Consider the following 16,447-nt stretch of genomic DNA (forward strand, 5'->3'; position numbering starts at 1 on the left):
GACGCTCTGCGTCGACAGAGGAAAAGCAACATGGGAAGAAGCCGATACCGAATTACCGAGCCGGATAAGCCGCATTTCCTGACTTGCACGGTGCAGGAATGGTTGCCGGTATTCACTCGGCCGGAAACGGTGCAAATACTGCTCGGCAGTTGGACTTACCAACGACGGGAACAAGGACTGAAACTATACGGCTACGTGATACTTGAAAACCACCTACATTTTATCGCGCAAGCGGAACGCTTGGATCAACGCGTGGAGAGTTTTAAATCGTTCACGGCCCGGAAAATTATCGATACATTGCGGGCGAATCATGTCGAACGGATTCTGACGCGGCTCAGGTTTGCCAAGAAAGCGCATAAAATAGACAGGGAATATCAATTCTGGCAGGAAGGAACCCATGCCGAACTGATTTTGAACGAAGATATGATGCAGCAGAAGCTGGAGTATATCCACAACAATCCGGTCAAGCGCGGCTATGTCGCCCGGCCGGAACATTGGCGTTATTCCAGTGCGGCGAATTATTTCGGCGGGGTAGGGTTGATTGATATCGATCCTTGGTGATTAAAACCAACATAGCTTCCACGCTCCGGCGTGGGAGCCAGTTTGTACCGCTTCGCGGTACGGGACGCGGAGCGTCGCCGGATGCGTTCCCACGCAGAGCGTGGGAACGATAAAACATAGCTCCCACGCTCTGGCGTGGGAGCAAGTTCGTACCGCTCTGCGGTATGGGACACGGAGCGTCCCTGGATGCATTCCCAACGTAGAGTGAGGGAACGATAAATGACAATTCAATACAGGAGACCTTATGGATATCAAACTCGGAAAACCCGGCGAAAAACTCGACCCGGAATTGTTTAACAGTATCGCGCAACAGGCTGCCAAGCGCATAGCAGGGGACGACCGAAGAAAAAACGATAATAAACCGACTCAGTTGAGAAAGTTTTATGACGAAATTGTTTTATGGGATAGCAAGGTTTTGCAACATCCGGAAAAATTCGATGAATACTTGCCCTTCATCCGCATGATCAACGCCAAGGCCGCTTATGCCAAAGGCCGAAAGCTGGTGGACGAAAACTTTGTCGACATGGTTCATAAGGGCTTGCAGCAAGTCGTCTGCCCTAAAACATTACACACTTTCAAATTATTCATGGAAGCCTTCATGGGCTTTTACAAACAAGAACGTCCTAACTGATACGAGGCAATGCTATGCAACTGACCAAAATTCAAAAACTCACCGGCCAGATCGAACTGCTCAGCGGCCTACATATCGGCAGCGGCAATACCGAAATTCATATTGGCGGCACCGACAACCCGGTCATCAAGAACCCGATTACCCAGCAACCTTATATCCCAGGTTCCAGCATCAAAGGCAAAATGCGCAGTTTACTGGAATGGCAATTAGGCGTGGTCGGACAAACAGACGGCCATCCCTTAAGCTTCAAGCATCTGAAAAAACTAGACGGTAAGATGTTGGATGCATCCAAAGCCCTGATCAAGCTGTTCGGCGGCGCGCCGGACGGCGATATTGCCGTCGATTTATTGGCCGAGATCGGCCCCAGCCGTCTGTCCTTTTGGGATTGCTCGCTGGATCCCGAATGGGCTAATGAAATGGATCGCAAAAACCTGTTGCTCACCGAAACCAAGATGGAAAACACGATCGACCGCATCAAAGGCACGGCCGAGCATCCGCGCAACACCGAGCGCGTCCCCGCCACCGCTCGATTTGATTTTAACCTCACGATACGCGTCCACGATCAAGAAGACCTGACCGATACGATCCTGGTCGGCCTCAAATTGTTGGAACTGACCGGCCTGGGTGGCTCCGGGTCGCGCGGTTACGGCAAAATAGCCTTTCGCAGCCTGAAACTGGATGACCAGGACATTCAAGCCAGGCTTGAACAACTCAAACTGCAAGAGGCCGCCTGATGCAAAGCTTCTGTGTGACGTTACGCCCTTTATCGGCATTTGCCACGCCGTTAAAGGGCGACACGCTGTTTGGACAACTGTGTTGGGCAATTCGCAATCGTCTCGGTGAAGCGTACTTGACCGAATTACTGGATGGCTACACAGACGGCAAGCCATTCGCGGTGGTTTCCGATGCGTTTCCTGAGCATTATTTACCGTTGCCCAAACTGCCGGGCAGTTTTTATCAAGCCATAGCCGGAGAAGATCGTAAAGCGGTCAAGAAGCGCTGCTGGCTGCCTGAAACAGAGATTGAAAAACCGGTTTCAGAATGGTTGGGCCTGGCCCGCAATGCTTCGGAGCTTGCCGGAGAGTATTCCAAATTGAGCGAAAAGCATCCTCAATCTCACAATACCATCGATCGACGAACCAACACGACGGGTGAGGGCGGTTTTGCGCCTTACAGCATCGAACAAGAATGGTTTATCCCCGGCCTCAAATGGTCTTTTTATCTAGTGCTCGACAGCGGGCGGTTGAGCGCCGAAGATTGCGAACAATGCCTGGCTGACATCGGCAATATCGGCTTTGGCCGTGACGCCAGCATTGGGCTCGGCAAATTCGCGGTTGAGGATTTTCAAGCCAGGCCCTTGCCGACGCAGGACAACGCCAATGCCTGTCTGACGCTCGCGCCTTGCGCACCCCAAGGCCTGGGGTTTGACGGGCGGCTTAGTTTCTACCAGTTATTTACCCGCTTTGGCCGGCATGGAGATATCGCCGTACACCAGGAAGGCAAACCGTTTAAAAATCCGGTGCTACTGGCGCAGACTGCCGCCGTATTCGGGACAAATCCGCCCGAATCCGGTTTTATCGGACAAGGCATCGGCGGCAATGGCGAATTATCCAAAACACTGTCTGCGACGGTGCATCAAGGTTATGCGCCGGTTATCGCGATCAACGTTAATTCCAAGGAATGTTCATGACCCATTTTTTGAATCATTACACGCTGAAATATACGCCGCTGTCGCCCTTGCATATCGGTGCCGATGAAAGTTATGAGCCGGGCAACTATGTGATCGATGATGAAGCCGGCGCGTTATATGGCTTCGATAGTCAAGCAGCATTGGCTGGTTTAAGCGAAAACGAGAGACAGCAGTTATTGGCCATCGTCAATGGCAAGCCGGACGACACCATGCTGACCAAAGTGCAAGCGTTTTTTCATAACCACCGTGAAAAGCTGTTGGCGTTTGCCAAGCAGCCTATCCCAACGGCGAGTGGCATAAAGTCACTTTACCAAAAACGGATCGGCAAAACAGCCCAACACGAAGGCAATGGCAGGCGAATCATCAATAAACTGGAAATCGAACGGACCTTTTATAACCCGGTCGATGCCACACCGTTACTGCCGGGTAGCAGCATCAAAGGCGCCATTCGCACGGCTCTTTTAGATGCGATTAACGACGGAGAACGGCTTAAAGATCGTAGAGAGCGTAACCAACAATTCCAGCAGCGTTTGTTGGCAGGTAACTTCCATACCGACCCGATGCGGCTGATTTCTATCGGCGATGCCGCTTGGCAGGGCAGCGTTGACAAACCGGCCTGCCAGGTGAGATTCGCGGTAAACCGCAAACGCAAGCCCGTTGTGAAAAATGGCCAATTAATCAAATCACAGGCTGAAACCCGCGAGCTCTATCAATTGTTGGAATGTATTGCTCCCAATCATTACCAGGGTTTTACAGGTAGTTTAACGCTGCACGATACGCAATCGATTGCGCAAGACGATAGAAAATTACCTAAACAACGCTTCCACTGGACGATAAAAGAGATCGCTAAAGCCTGCAATGGGTTTTACATGGAACTGTTCTGGCGAGAATTGAACGCCATGAAGGAACGACATTATTTAAAATCCGATTGGCTGAACCAAATCGAGCAATTGATGGAAAACGACCTGTTGAAACGGCTGAATGACGGAGAGGCTTTCATGCTCCGGATTGGCCGCCATAGCGGTGCCGAGGCTTTGACACTCGGCGGCGTTCGCAGTATCAAGATTATGCAAGGTCGTGGCGAAAAGCCTAAATGGGAAAAAGAGCCTAAGACCTGGTGGCTGGTCGCCGATGATATTGCCGATCATAAGTCCTTGCTGCCGTTCGGTTGGGTGTTGGTTGAAATCGATCCTCAATCGCATGACACGCAATTGCAGAATTGGTTGGAAAAGAGCCACGGCGATTTAACCGAGTGGATGCTGCAACAACTCGACAAGCAAAACCGGCTCAAACAACAAGCCGAATTGCGGCTGCGTAAAAAACAAGAGCAAAAAGAAGTCGAACGACAGCAGGCCGAAGCATTGCGTGTGAAACAACAAGAGGAAGAACGGCGCCGCGCTTCGATGACGCCGGAGCAATTGCAAATCGATGCATTAAGACAAAAGCTGCAACAAAAGCAAGCTTCCAACCTGCGTGAGCAGATTGGTGGCCCGCTTTATGGCGACATGCGGGAGTTGATCAAGCAAACTGAAGCTTGGCCGGCTGGTGCCAAGTCCGAATTACTGGACGTTGCTAAAGACGTGTTGGCGTTTATCGGCGCCAACGGCAACAAAAAAGCCAAGGAACTGCTCAAGGCTTTGCAACCATGACCACCTACTTCATTTCCCGCCACCCCGGCGCGATACAATGGGCGCAAGAACAAGGTATTTGCGTGGATAAACAACTGGCGCATCTGGACATCGACGAGATACGATCCGGAGATGTCGTGATCGGCAGTCTGCCGGTCAATCTGGTCGCCGAATTGACACTGAAAAACGCGCGTTACTTGCATCTGACCCTGGACTTGCCGACGGAGTGGCGCGGGTTGGAACTGAACATCGAACAGATGCGGCAGTGCCATGCCCGCTTGGAAGAATATCGGGTAGACAGGATCGAGGAGTAGCTTTTTCATTGTTCCCACGCTCCGCGAGGGAACGCAGGAGGGGTCGCTCTGCGCCCCGCGCCGCCGGAGCGACGCAGCATGCATTCCCACGGAGACCGTCACTGCCATTAAGTTAAAGAATTTCATTTAAAAACAATGCTTTTTCTGACGTTTATGGAAATTTAGCAAGCGCCTCGCAGATGTTTTTTTGCGAGGCGGATTGCGGCGCTCTCTGACTATGGTCGGATTCATTAAAAATAAAGCGGTAAGCTTTTCTTCGAGAATCTCGATTTCAGTATCGCCATACAGCAGTTCCAAAGCATGGTGCTTGATGGCGTTGAACGATACTGAACGATTAACCCTCTGTGGAAACTGGGTATTTTTAGCATCCAACTGCTTTTGCGCCGCATCGGTCAGAATCGACTCCAGTCCTGTCAAATACACAGTTGCATGAAAATCTTGCCTGACCGCTTCCGCCTGCGTTCCGGTGAAATTTTCCAATTCCAGGCGGGTTTTCAGCAACCCGTAAAAGGTCTCGATTCCCCAGCGCAAGTGATACAGCTCTAAAAACTCGGCCGTCGGGTAAAGGTCTTTGTCGCACAGCGAGGTCACCAGAACTTCGTATTCACCAGTACTCAAACGGACGCGCACAAAGCGAACTTTCAGCGACATCGGCAACCCAAGTTTCTGCATCAAAGGCTTCTGATCGGCGCAAGGCTTCAAGGTGACAATCTGATTGGCCTTTCCCTCGCCTTTCAGCATTTTTCTGGCTGCCGCAAATGAGGCCGCCGAACAGCGAATCACAAAATCGCGCGAGCGATGAACCAGCTCGGCCAACATGCGATATGACGGGTAATTCCTGTCCATGGTCAGCAAATCGCCAGCTTTGGTGTGAGCCAGGTGCTCAATTGCTAAATCGACCTCGTAGGCTTTTGCTCTGCCCAACCGCGCGTCTACGGCCATGCGGTTCAGCACATCATACAGCACCGATGCCAGCGCATAAGGATGCTCACCTTCGATTTCGTTATTTTTGCCATTAGAGTAGTTGATCGTGCCAAATTCCTCGCGTACCTTTTCGGTATTGGGCAGCACCACTTTCGAGCCATCTACGGCCAGTATGCGAAAACCCCAGAATTTATGATATTCATCATCGCTATACACGGTATCAACGATGGCGCTCTGGTTTAATTCGATGAATGCCGTATGTTTGAGTTTGTAGCGCGCTTGCGAATACGCGCTGGCGGTCACTAGCGGCTCGTTCAGCCACATCATGGCCTCGTTAAGGACGTTTTGCAAAGGTTTGACACTCTTTCTCATAATCAAGACCATCAGCAATGCAAACGGTAGACTTCGCTTTCGAGTAAAGTCCTTTTCTGATGTTCTGTGAGTGTTTTTAAACGTTTCATCTTCGAGTTGTGTGCGGCTGTGGGTGAGAGCCAGTTTTTTTTAGGCATTATTAACGGTAAAAGGCTGGTATTATCGTTTATTTTCAATAATTTTCTTCTTAACTTAATGGCAGTGACGGAGACCGTGGGAACGATATGGAAAAGAGACTGATATGTTATGGTTCCCATGCTCCTGCGTGGGAACGTATCCAGTGAAGCTCAGCGTCCAGTAACCGCGGGAGTGATGCCTGCTGGTTCGCGCGCCGGAACCATAAAAATTCAGGCCCCTAAAAAAACGATTGCAACGCAAAGAAATAACACCAACGTATGAACAGCAAACCAATTATTCTCGTCTGCACCGTAGGTGGCAGTCATCAGCCCATCGTCAGCGCGATCAACGAAATGCGACCCGATTATGTCGTTTTTATTTGCACAGATAAAGATCCGGCCACTGGCCGACCCGGCTCGAATATTCAGATTACGGGAAAAGGCCATTGCATCAAGGCCCATAATAACGACGATAAGCCGACTCTACCGGCGATCCCACAACAGACGGGACTATCACAAGAGGCTTATGAAGTCGTATTGACGGTTTCTGACGATCTAGATCGTATTTATCTCGATTGCAGTCGGGTGATTGACTCCGTCTTGAAAAAATTTCCCGGGGCCGGCATTGTCGCCGATTATACCGGCGGCACCAAATCTATGAGCGCCGGGTTGGCGATGGCGGCGCTGGAAAATCCTAACATCGAACTGCAGTTGGTGACCGGAAACCGCTCCGACCTGATCAAAGTCCATGACGGTTCGCAATACACCGCACTGGCCAATATCGAGCAAATCCGTTTTCAGCGGACCCTTGCGCCTTTCCGCGCGTGTTGGGAGAGATTCGCTTACGGTGAAGCCGAAGCGGGGCTGAAAAGGATACAAACGCCCAGAAATACTCAGCTAAGGGCCGCATTGAACCGATTCCGGGATTTAAGCACGGCCTTTGCGGAATGGGATAATTTCAATCATGAAATCGCCCTGAGAATACTGCGGCCTTATGCGCCAAGCATGCCGTCAACTATGAAGCCCTATCTCGGTATAGCCATGCGCCTGAATGACAATGATCCCAAAAAACGCGATGCGGCGCGACTTTACGATTTATATCTGAACGCCCTGCGCCGAGCCGAACAGGGACGCTTTGATGATGCGATTGCCCGGATTTACCGGCTGATAGAATGGACTGCGCAATGGATGCTGCTTCATCGCTGCGGCATCGATACTGCCAATGTGCCGGAAACGGAAATTCCGGACGGCATGCAACTGAGCCTAAATCGCGAGCAACAATGGCAAGCCGGCCTTTACAATGCCTGGCAGTTGATCAAGCTGAAAACCGATGGCGCCGCGGCCCAGTTTATAGAACAGGAAGATAAAACCTTGTTGAACCATATCAAGATTCGCAACCAGTCCATTCTGGCGCACGGCTTTTCGCCGGTGCGCCGCGAGCATTGGCACGAGTTAGTCCGCTTTATCGAGCACAAATTCATTCCGATGTTACTGGCGGAGACAGCTTGCGTTGGGATAAAAACATTGCCTAACCAACTGCCGAACAGATATGAATTGAATTAATGCCGGACAAACGTGTGGTTTGTTGAATTCGATTATGCCCATTTTCCGACGAGAAAACATCGTCGGACGCTTAGTGTTTTACGCCGCCGGAGCGGCGCAGCATGCGTTCCCACGGAGACCGCTCATCGTTATACACATCTTTATGTGAACCATGTCATTCCGGCAGGGATTGCCGAAATCCAGGCTACAAGGATGTATTTGGCTTGTCATCCTTGACGCTGGATACCCGCTCCCGGCGGGTATGACGAGACTTATGTATAACGATGAGCGGAGACTGTGGGAACGAGGCAATTCTGTAAGCGGGCTTTAGCGCATCGTCTAAACCGCGCTACCTAGAGACGATTAATCAACGACACGAAACATGACCAATATATTGCTATGTACCTTGGGCGCAAGCTGGGCGGTGGCGCCTGAAATATACGGCTTCACCAGCCCCGGCAAACTGCCGCTGTATCGACATCATCCGAACAAGCCGGAATTAGACAAACTCCTGGCGGAATACGATCTTGAAGAAGTCGACGAAATATGGGTTTGCACGACCCAGGGCGAAGCCACGCAAAAAAGCCTGGCCAGTCTCGTGCAATGGGCTGACCTGTTGCCGAAACCGCCGATCCTTCGAATTTGGATGGCCGAGGCCACCAACGAACTGACGACACAGCATGAATGCCGGCATATTCGGGAATTGATCGTCAGGGCGGTCCTCGCGGCGCACGAATATGCGCAGGGTGGGCAAGTGACCTTGTCGCTGGCCGGCGGACGCAAGACGATGAGCGCCGACATGCAGTGGGCGGCCACGGTATTCGGCTGCAGCGCCCTGCTGCATGTGATCGGCGCGGAATTCAAACAGATGCCTGAATCACTGAAAAATGCAGCCCCGGAATTATTCACGAAGCCGCTCATTGCGGATAATTGCGCCGCCATCATGCCGCTGATCACCGGCCAAACCCAGCGCAGCGATTTATTGGATATTCGCATGGACGACTGCGAGGCGGTCACAGCGCAAGCGTTTCCGCTGCCGTTGCCGGAAACGGGGCAGAGCGTCGTCTGGCCTGCGCCCGATAAATGGTTGGAACAGGAACTCAAGAATCGGGAAAAAACCGGCAGCCGCCTGCTGGGCAATTATTTTTTCGACCTGAGCCGGCATGAAAAGCATGAAAACTGGCGCAGTCTCTATCGACTGTCGCCGCGACTGATCAATCATCTGCGTCAGACACCCTTGGGACCTGAACACAAAAACTGGCTGGAGCGCTTGCCAAAAGCCGATTTGCACCGGCATCTGGGCGGCTGCCTGAACTTGGAAGATCAGCGACAAGTCGGACTGTCCGTTTGGCAAGCGTTGTCAAAGCAAGAAAAAGCGAAAGCGTTGGCAGCGGTGAAGACCTTGCTCGATGAATCCGACCGGCATTGGGATTGGAATTGGATCGACTCGATCAAAAATTGCGACAACAAAGCGCATCTTTCGGCGGCCTTGCTGGTCGAGGCCAGCGACGCTCAATTACATAATAACCTGTGGCAGGCGACCGAACCGCGCGTGGCGCTCAAGCATGGCGAACGGGGATTTTCCGCCTACGAGCGGCCCGGCGATTTGAGTGGATCGACGCTGTTGTCTTCGCCGGCGGCAATCCCTAGCTATGCCGAATGCATCGTTCGCCAATGTGTCGTGGAACGCTTGGCCTATGTGGAACTGCGCGGCAGTCCACAAAAATACGGCGACGGACTGGTCTTTCTGGAAAGCTTTTACCAAGCTCTGCAACAGGCATTGGCAAGCTTGCCGGCTCGGTTAAAACCGGAATTCCGCTTTATCATCATCGCCGACCGGCGCAAAAATGAGCAATTGCAACAAACCATCGCTCTTGCCGTACAGGCTAAACGACGCTGGCCGGATTTCATCGTCGGCCTGGATTTGGCGGGTGATGAATCAGAGCTGCTTCCGGACAACATCGGCGAGGTTTTCTTGCCGGCCTTCGAAGTCTGCCTGCCGATCACGATCCATGCCGGCGAAGGCGAGGAGGCCGGGGCGATCTGGAAGGCCGCTTATTTGCTCCATGCCGATCGCATTGGTCACGGTTTGACGTTGAACGACCATCCGGAACTGGCCGAACGCTTTCGCAACCGCGACATCTGCTTGGAACTATGCCCGACTTCCAATATCGAGGTGGTCGGTTTCCGGGTTCCCGGCAACCCGGCGACCGAGCAGTTTTCCGAATATCCGTTGATGTCGTTGTGGGACAAGGGCTTGCCGCTAACCGTGTGCACCGATAACCCCGGTATCAGTCGAACGACCTTGACCGGCGAATATTTGATGGCGGCGGCGATGAGCGATGGCAAATTGACCTTGTGGGATGCGTTGGCAATGATCAAGCAAGGCTTTGTACACGCTTTTTTACCTGGCGGAGAAAAAGAAAGGTTATTGAAACGCTTTGATGCCGACATCTACCGTTATCTGAGCGAGACATTCGATTTTAATTCCTAGACCCTATAAAAACAATGAAATACCAAACCCATTTAGTGCTGATTTCAGCGCAATCCGTGCCGAATATCACGCCGATTCTGGACGAACGTTTCCGACCGGACCGTGTCGTCATGCTGGTGTCGCCGGATATGCGGGCGCGCGCCGACGACCTGGAAAGGATTTATCAGCCACGCGGCGTCAAAGTCCAGCGATGGTTCGTCGACGACGCTTGGGATGTCGAGCACATCCGCAACCGGGTCATGGAACTGCTGACGGAATATGAGCAAGACGACATCGTCCTTAACGCAACCGGCGGCACCAAGCCGATGAGCATCGCCGCCTACGAGGTGTTCAGAACCTTCGATAAAGCCATTTTTTATGTGCATCCGGAAGCCGACCGCTTGATTTGGATGCATCCCGGTGACCGGGATACGGTTGATCTGGCGGATAAGATCAAGATTAAGGAATATTTGCAAAGCTACGGTGCGGTGGCTGTAGATTCTTATCAGGGTGGCGTTAGCGCCGAGTTGCGAGAATTGGCCGGACAACTGGCGCGCAATATCGAAGTCTTCAGTGATGCGTTAGGCAGCTTGAATTTCTATGCCGCGAAGGCGGATAACCGGGAATGTTTAAGTCCCGAAGTGAAAATGGACGGGCGGCATGATTTCTGGAAGCTGATTGACTTGTTTGAGCATGCCGGGTTAGCGGATAAACAAGGATGCAGATTGCGGTTTCGCGACGAGGACGCCCGCTTTATCGCCAATGGCGGCTGGCTGGAATCCTATGCTTACGCCTGTTGCCTGAACATTAAAAAATCCCGTAACTTGCAGGATGTCGGGCAAAGCGTCGTCGTGGAGAAAGCCAACAACGTAAAAAATGAATTGGATGTGGCGTTATTGAAAGACAACCGGCTGCATATTCTGGAATGTAAAACCAGTCAATTGTCGGCGAAATCGCCGGGTGGCCCTAAGGCCGACCAGATGCTATACAAATTGGGCAGTATTCGCGATAATCTGGCTGGATTGCAGGCCCGTTCGATGTTGGTTAGCGCTAATCCGTTAAAAGATGCGCATTTGCAACGGGCGAGGGAATTAAAAATCGAAACCTGTAGCCATCGGGAATTACAATTTTTGGAGGAAAAACTCGGTGAATGGATCAAAAAATGAGGCTAACTTTTCGAAACCCGGGATTTCCGGCAACCCCCTTTGTAACCCCATGATATTAAAAGGAGAAAAACGACGAGCAATTTAAAACCTAGACCTTATTAAGAAGGGATTAAGACTCCTTGGCCGGTGGTTACTTATTCCGCCTCTAATTTAAAACCTAGACCTTATTAAGAAGGGATTAAGACAGTAGTCCTGCGGACCAAGTTTACTGTAACTTGGTATTTAAAACCTAGACCTTATTAAGAAGGGATTAAGACTCGTAACATTGCTTGAATTCTTCTTTATTCATAGATTTAAAACCTAGACCTTATTAAGAAGGGATTAAGACAGAATGTACAATTGTTTGTTATTGATTTGCATTTAAAACCTAGACCTTATTAAGAAGGGATTAAGACGTTCATTCCTTCCCCGGTAGAGCTATTACCCTATTTAAAACCTAGACCTTATTAAGAAGGGATTAAGACAAGTTAGATTAGTAATGGTATGAGGTATTAAAGAATTTAAAACCTAGACCTTATTAAGAAGGGATTAAGACCTAACAACTACTTCGTTTGTTAACTCTGTATTTAAAACCTAGACCTTATTAAGAAGGGATTAAGACGTAAGTCAAGTAATAGTTTTGCAGTTACATTGATTTAAAACCTAGACCTTATTAAGAAGGGATTAAGACGTTGAATTTATTGCTGAACATTTCACGTATTGTTATTTAAAACCTAGACCTTATTAAGAAGGGATTAAGACGACATTTTCTGGATATCAAGAAAATGCCCTTATTTAAAACCTAGACCTTATTAAGAAGGGATTAAGACAATCGCCGCACTATACTGTTCGATCGCGATCAGTTATTTAAAACCTAGACCTTATTAAGAAGGGATTAAGACTAAGCAAGCTATATCGTTTGTAGTTTAGAATGTAATTTAAAACCTAGACCTTATTAAGAAGGGATTAAGACTGGTGGACTTTAGTGGTTTTCCAGCCACCATGCATTTAAAACCTAGACCTTATTAAGAAGGGATTAAGACGGTTATTAATTGCGAGTTGCTTGTTTTTTGTATATTTAAAACCTAGACCTTATTAAGAAGGGATTAAGACGGTGATAAAATCACCAAGAGGGTTAGGAGCAGTTCATTTAAAACCTAGACCTTATTAAGAAGGGATTAAGACTTCTTTTCTTGTCATGATCTTATCCTCCCGAAGGATTTAAAACCTAGACCTTATTAAGAAGGGATTAAGACGCTTACCGAGCAGAACGGTACAACAATCACAGCATTTAAAACCTAGACCTTATTAAGAAGGGATTAAGACTGTGTTACGGTACGGAACCTTTCCTCCTTTCTCCATTTAAAACCTAGACCTTATTAAGAAGGGATTAAGACATACCTGCCGTACAAACTCTTCTCTTGTCATGATATTTAAAACCTAGACCTTATTAAGAAGGGATTAAGACAAAAGAATAACAAAGGCAGGCAAGATAATATATTTAAAACCTAGACCTTATTAAGAAGGGATTAAGACAGTATCCGCAAAACAGTTTTTAGTTTGCTCGATTTAAAACCTAGACCTTATTAAGAAGGGATTAAGACCTAAATTTGCTGAACAGTTCGCGAATTGCTGAATTTAAAACCTAGACCTTATTAAGAAGGGATTAAGACGGGTTTCAACTGCGGAAGTTTCTTTGATGATGATATTTAAAACCTAGACCTTATTAAGAAGGGATTAAGACGGACAAGGCGACTAATCGCCTCTCTAACGTCATTTAAAACCTAGACCTTATTAAGAAGGGATTAAGACTGTTCGGCAGGTCGAAATGGACGTTATAAGTATTTAAAACCTAGACCTTATTAAGAAGGGATTAAGACTTTTCCTGCGCGTTCGAATACTTCCCGCATTTTCATTTAAAACCTAGACCTTATTAAGAAGGGATTAAGACTTCCCGAATTGCTGATGTTGTGTTGTGTAAATTTAAAACCTAGACCTTATTAAGAAGGGATTAAGACACATTTAGACCCGAAAGAGCCTGAGAAGTAAATTTAAAACCTAGACCTTATTAAGAAGGGATTAAGACCTAAGTACCCCCGCACATACTTCTCAACTTCCTTATTTAAAACCTAGACCTTATTAAGAAGGGATTAAGACCTTTCATGACGTACCGATTCACTAAAATCTTTAAAATTTAAAACCTAGACCTTATTAAGAAGGGATTAAGACGAATGTACAATTGTTTGTTGCCGATTTGCTCACATTTAAAACCTAGACCTTATTAAGAAGGGATTAAGACAAGTAAGTTTGCCAACTGTTTCGCCTTCTTTTGGCATTTAAAACCTAGACCTTATTAAGAAGGGATTAAGACGGCGAATATGGCGGCACGTTCGGCGATGATGTCGGATTTAAAACCTAGACCTTATTAAGAAGGGATTAAGACCTGCCAACCATACTGGCCATGCCTGTTGGCTGATTTAAAACCTAGACCTTATTAAGAAGGGATTAAGACACATGGTTTCCAGCATACACTTGCTGTATAAATATTTAAAACCTAGACCTTATTAAGAAGGGATTAAGACTTAAATTTGCTGAACATTTCACGAATTGTTGTATTTAAAACCTAGACCTTATTAAGAAGGGATTAAGACTAATTTTTCTTTGACAATGTCCTTGTTATTTACATTTAAAACCTAGACCTTATTAAGAAGGGATTAAGACCAGAAATTACCACTGATATACATTTTTGCTTCATTTAAAACCTAGACCTTATTAAGAAGGGATTAAGACAAATATTCACTCGTATGTCCGGCTTTGCTTGCATTTAAAACCTAGACCTTATTAAGAAGGGATTAAGACGCAGGATTATGTTAGGATCGTCGTCATGGATAAAATTTAAAACCTAGACCTTATTAAGAAGGGATTAAGACCTACTGTGCATTTGATGTATGTTTTCATGGTATTTAAAACCTAGACCTTATTAAGAAGGGATTAAGACGTAACAGCTGGACTTTGGACATCGCAACACTATTTAAAACCTAGACCTTATTAAGAAGGGATTAAGACAAGAAAATCAAGTATATTAAGGTTCTTGTTGGTATTTAAAACCTAGACCTTATTAAGAAGGGATTAAGACCTGTAGGATTTTTTATTGAAGCCTGAATTCAACTTTATTTAAAACCTAGACCTTATTAAGAAGGGATTAAGACGTTAGCCTTAGACTAATAACTCTTTTACAATATATTTAAAACCTAGACCTTATTAAGAAGGGATTAAGACATATTTTTGTTTAACACATACACTTACATTATTATTTAAAACCTAGACCTTATTAAGAAGGGATTAAGACAGGTATTAAAGATATACCCCTCCCGTTTTCAATTTAAAACCTAGACCTTATTAAGAAGGGATTAAGACCTTTAGCGGATCGTAAGCCTTGACCACTTCCATTTAAAACCTAGACCTTATTAAGAAGGGATTAAGACGATATTTTTTATTATCATCTTCGTTTATACACTCAATTTAAAACCTAGACCTTATTAAGAAGGGATTAAGACCTGTTCTGTTTGAATATATTAACATTTTATATTTAAAACCTAGACCTTATTAAGAAGGGATTAAGACGCTTCCCACTTGGCTTTTTTTCTCCTTTTAAAGAGATTTAAAACCTAGACCTTATTAAGAAGGGATTAAGACTTCGATATATCTGATATATGTTCTAATTTTTGATTTAAAACCTAGACCTTATTAAGAAGGGATTAAGACCTCTTGATCGTACCAGTCCTGATAGTTTACCAGATTTAAAACCTAGACCTTATTAAGAAGGGATTAAGACAACACTCCCTTTATGAACTCTGCTCTTGTCATATTTAAAACCTAGACCTTATTAAGAAGGGATTAAGACTAGTGATTCAGGGTTACCCCCGTGTTTAACAAAATTTAAAACCTAGACCTTATTAAGAAGGGATTAAGACCATAATGTCTTTCGGCAACTGGGCGCGACTGTCACATTTAAAACCTAGACCTTATTAAGAAGGGATTAAGACCTGCTTTCTCTGTCCATGTGTGTAGTTCATTTAATTTAAAACCTAGACCTTATTAAGAAGGGATTAAGACCGACAGCTGATCGCGGCTATCACCAGCCGTGGTGATTTAAAACCTAGACCTTATTAAGAAGGGATTAAGACCTTCCCAAATCCGCATCGCTGTGGATTGTTGCCCATTTAAAACCTAGACCTTATTAAGAAGGGATTAAGACGTAGTTTAGAATGTATAATTGCTTACTGCCAATTTATTTAAAACCTAGACCTTATTAAGAAGGGATTAAGACCTGTAATTCCACACGTTCGCCAGCCCGCGGTAATTTAAAACCTAGACCTTATTAAGAAGGGATTAAGACATACTGGTGAAGTGTGCCCTAAGACCACTGATGTATTTAAAACCTAGACCTTATTAAGAAGGGATTAAGACGTCTGCTTAATTACCTAATGCTGTTTGAATACGAGAATTTAAAACCTAGACCTTATTAAGTCCATCGAAAGAAGTTTATTGGTATAAATCATCATCCATGATAACTGGGTTCCGGCAATCCATGCCGGAACGACGAAGTCAAAGACAAGTAAGTTTTTTCAGGTCACTTATGCGGTCGATTGTTACCAATCAGATTTCCACTAGCATCTGGTTTGGAAGGAAAACAATCACCAATCAGAGTTCGACAAGCTTGTCGATGCATGGCTTTTTTTTGTCTTGTTCTAGGATGAAGGCATGAGTCATCGAATATTATTCATCGCCGCTTACGACATACGCGACAACAAAAGATTGAGACGGGCGTTAAAGGTCTTGCGCGGCTATGCTTCGGGAGGGCAAAAGTCGGTGTTTGAATGTTTCTTAACCGCCTCGGAAAGAAGCGAATTGCTGGATGAAGTGAGGGCGGTGATCGATAGCGAGGCAGACAGTTTCTTTTTGTTGAGGCTGGATGTTCGTTGTCGTGTTATGACTCTAGGTAAGGCGGTTCCGCCGCAGGATGGTGGTTTTTATTATGTGGGGTAAAA

The 16,447-nt window shown here is 46.9% G+C and carries 11 protein-coding genes and 1 CRISPR repeat array; of the genes, 10 read left to right on the plus strand and 1 reads right to left on the minus strand.

Going from position 1 to position 16,447, the window contains the following annotated elements; genetic code table 11:
- The first annotated feature begins 30 nt into the window (after positions 1-30).
- From Q9L42_RS11805 to csx16, 6 genes are all read left to right on the plus strand, one after another.
- A complete protein-coding gene (locus Q9L42_RS11805; RefSeq protein WP_349431117.1) occupies positions 31-561 on the plus strand; it encodes an REP-associated tyrosine transposase in 531 nt (176 codons plus the stop codon).
- A gap of 244 nt (positions 562-805) precedes the next feature.
- Positions 806-1,192, plus strand: a complete 387-nt coding sequence (gene csm2, locus Q9L42_RS11810; protein WP_305908202.1) for a type III-A CRISPR-associated protein Csm2 — start codon at positions 806-808, stop codon at positions 1,190-1,192.
- A gap of 14 nt (positions 1,193-1,206) precedes the next feature.
- Positions 1,207-1,926 carry a type III-A CRISPR-associated RAMP protein Csm3 gene (gene csm3, locus Q9L42_RS11815; RefSeq protein ID WP_305908201.1) on the plus strand — a complete coding sequence of 240 codons (720 nt, stop codon included), beginning with the start codon at positions 1,207-1,209 and terminating at the stop codon, positions 1,924-1,926.
- On the plus strand, positions 1,926-2,882 hold the full coding sequence (gene csm4, locus Q9L42_RS11820; RefSeq protein WP_305908200.1) for a type III-A CRISPR-associated RAMP protein Csm4: 957 nt from the start codon (positions 1,926-1,928) through the stop codon (positions 2,880-2,882). Before csm3 ends, csm4 begins: the two co-directional genes overlap by 1 nt.
- Positions 2,879-4,531, plus strand: coding sequence for an RAMP superfamily CRISPR-associated protein (locus Q9L42_RS11825; protein ID WP_305908199.1), 1,653 nt, complete (start codon positions 2,879-2,881; stop codon positions 4,529-4,531). The genes csm4 and Q9L42_RS11825 overlap by 4 nt, the downstream gene beginning before the upstream one ends.
- On the plus strand, positions 4,528-4,824 hold the full coding sequence (gene csx16, locus Q9L42_RS11830; RefSeq protein WP_305908198.1) for a CRISPR-associated protein Csx16: 297 nt from the start codon (positions 4,528-4,530) through the stop codon (positions 4,822-4,824). The genes Q9L42_RS11825 and csx16 overlap by 4 nt, the downstream gene beginning before the upstream one ends.
- Positions 4,825-4,950: 126 nt before the next feature.
- On the opposite strand, the gene Q9L42_RS11835 is transcribed toward csx16, so the two are convergent.
- A complete protein-coding gene (locus Q9L42_RS11835) occupies positions 4,951-6,243 on the minus strand; it encodes an IS4 family transposase (RefSeq protein ID WP_305910214.1) in 1,293 nt (430 codons plus the stop codon).
- Positions 6,244-6,515: 272 nt separating this feature from the next.
- Here Q9L42_RS11835 and Q9L42_RS11840 point away from each other — a divergent pair, with 272 nt between their 5' ends.
- The 4 genes from Q9L42_RS11840 to cas2 all read left to right on the plus strand — a co-directional run bounded on the left by Q9L42_RS11840 (position 6,516) and on the right by cas2 (position 16,445).
- On the plus strand, positions 6,516-7,799 hold the full coding sequence (locus Q9L42_RS11840; RefSeq protein ID WP_305908197.1) for a TIGR02710 family CRISPR-associated CARF protein: 1,284 nt from the start codon (positions 6,516-6,518) through the stop codon (positions 7,797-7,799).
- A gap of 361 nt (positions 7,800-8,160) precedes the next feature.
- Positions 8,161-10,272, plus strand: a complete 2,112-nt coding sequence (locus Q9L42_RS11845; RefSeq protein ID WP_305908196.1) for a CRISPR-associated ring nuclease — start codon at positions 8,161-8,163, stop codon at positions 10,270-10,272.
- Positions 10,273-10,286: 14 nt separating this feature from the next.
- Positions 10,287-11,417 carry a Card1-like endonuclease domain-containing protein gene (locus tag Q9L42_RS11850; protein WP_305908195.1) on the plus strand — a complete coding sequence of 377 codons (1,131 nt, stop codon included), beginning with the start codon at positions 10,287-10,289 and terminating at the stop codon, positions 11,415-11,417.
- Positions 11,418-11,496: 79 nt separating this feature from the next.
- A CRISPR array of direct repeats spans positions 11,497-15,866; the repeat unit is 37 nt; unit sequence ATTTAAAACCTAGACCTTATTAAGAAGGGATTAAGAC.
- A gap of 294 nt (positions 15,867-16,160) precedes the next feature.
- Positions 16,161-16,445, plus strand: a complete 285-nt coding sequence (gene cas2 / locus Q9L42_RS11855) for a CRISPR-associated endonuclease Cas2 (protein WP_305908194.1) — start codon at positions 16,161-16,163, stop codon at positions 16,443-16,445.
- The last annotated feature ends 2 nt before the right edge of the window (positions 16,446-16,447 follow it).

It is taken from the genome of Methylomarinum sp. Ch1-1 (genome assembly GCF_030717995.2).
Classification (GTDB): Bacteria; Pseudomonadota; Gammaproteobacteria; order Methylococcales; family Methylomonadaceae; genus Methylomarinum; species Methylomarinum roseum.

Excerpts from the sequence above, each read along its gene's own strand:
- Q9L42_RS11805 (WP_349431117.1), top strand. The coding sequence starts at position 31 with ATGGGAAGAAGCCGATACCGAATTACCGAGCCGGATAAGCCGCATTTC.
- csx16 (WP_305908198.1), top strand. The coding sequence starts at position 4,528 with ATGACCACCTACTTCATTTCCCGCCACCCCGGCGCGATACAATGGGCG.
- cas2 (WP_305908194.1), top strand. The coding sequence starts at position 16,161 with ATGAGTCATCGAATATTATTCATCGCCGCTTACGACATACGCGACAAC.
- Q9L42_RS11845 (WP_305908196.1), top strand. The coding sequence starts at position 8,161 with ATGACCAATATATTGCTATGTACCTTGGGCGCAAGCTGGGCGGTGGCG.
- Q9L42_RS11825 (WP_305908199.1), top strand. The coding sequence starts at position 2,879 with ATGACCCATTTTTTGAATCATTACACGCTGAAATATACGCCGCTGTCG.
- csm3 (WP_305908201.1), top strand. The coding sequence starts at position 1,207 with ATGCAACTGACCAAAATTCAAAAACTCACCGGCCAGATCGAACTGCTC.
- Q9L42_RS11840 (WP_305908197.1), top strand. The coding sequence starts at position 6,516 with ATGAACAGCAAACCAATTATTCTCGTCTGCACCGTAGGTGGCAGTCAT.
- csm4 (WP_305908200.1), top strand. The coding sequence starts at position 1,926 with ATGCAAAGCTTCTGTGTGACGTTACGCCCTTTATCGGCATTTGCCACG.
- Q9L42_RS11850 (WP_305908195.1), top strand. The coding sequence starts at position 10,287 with ATGAAATACCAAACCCATTTAGTGCTGATTTCAGCGCAATCCGTGCCG.
- csm2 (WP_305908202.1), top strand. The coding sequence starts at position 806 with ATGGATATCAAACTCGGAAAACCCGGCGAAAAACTCGACCCGGAATTG.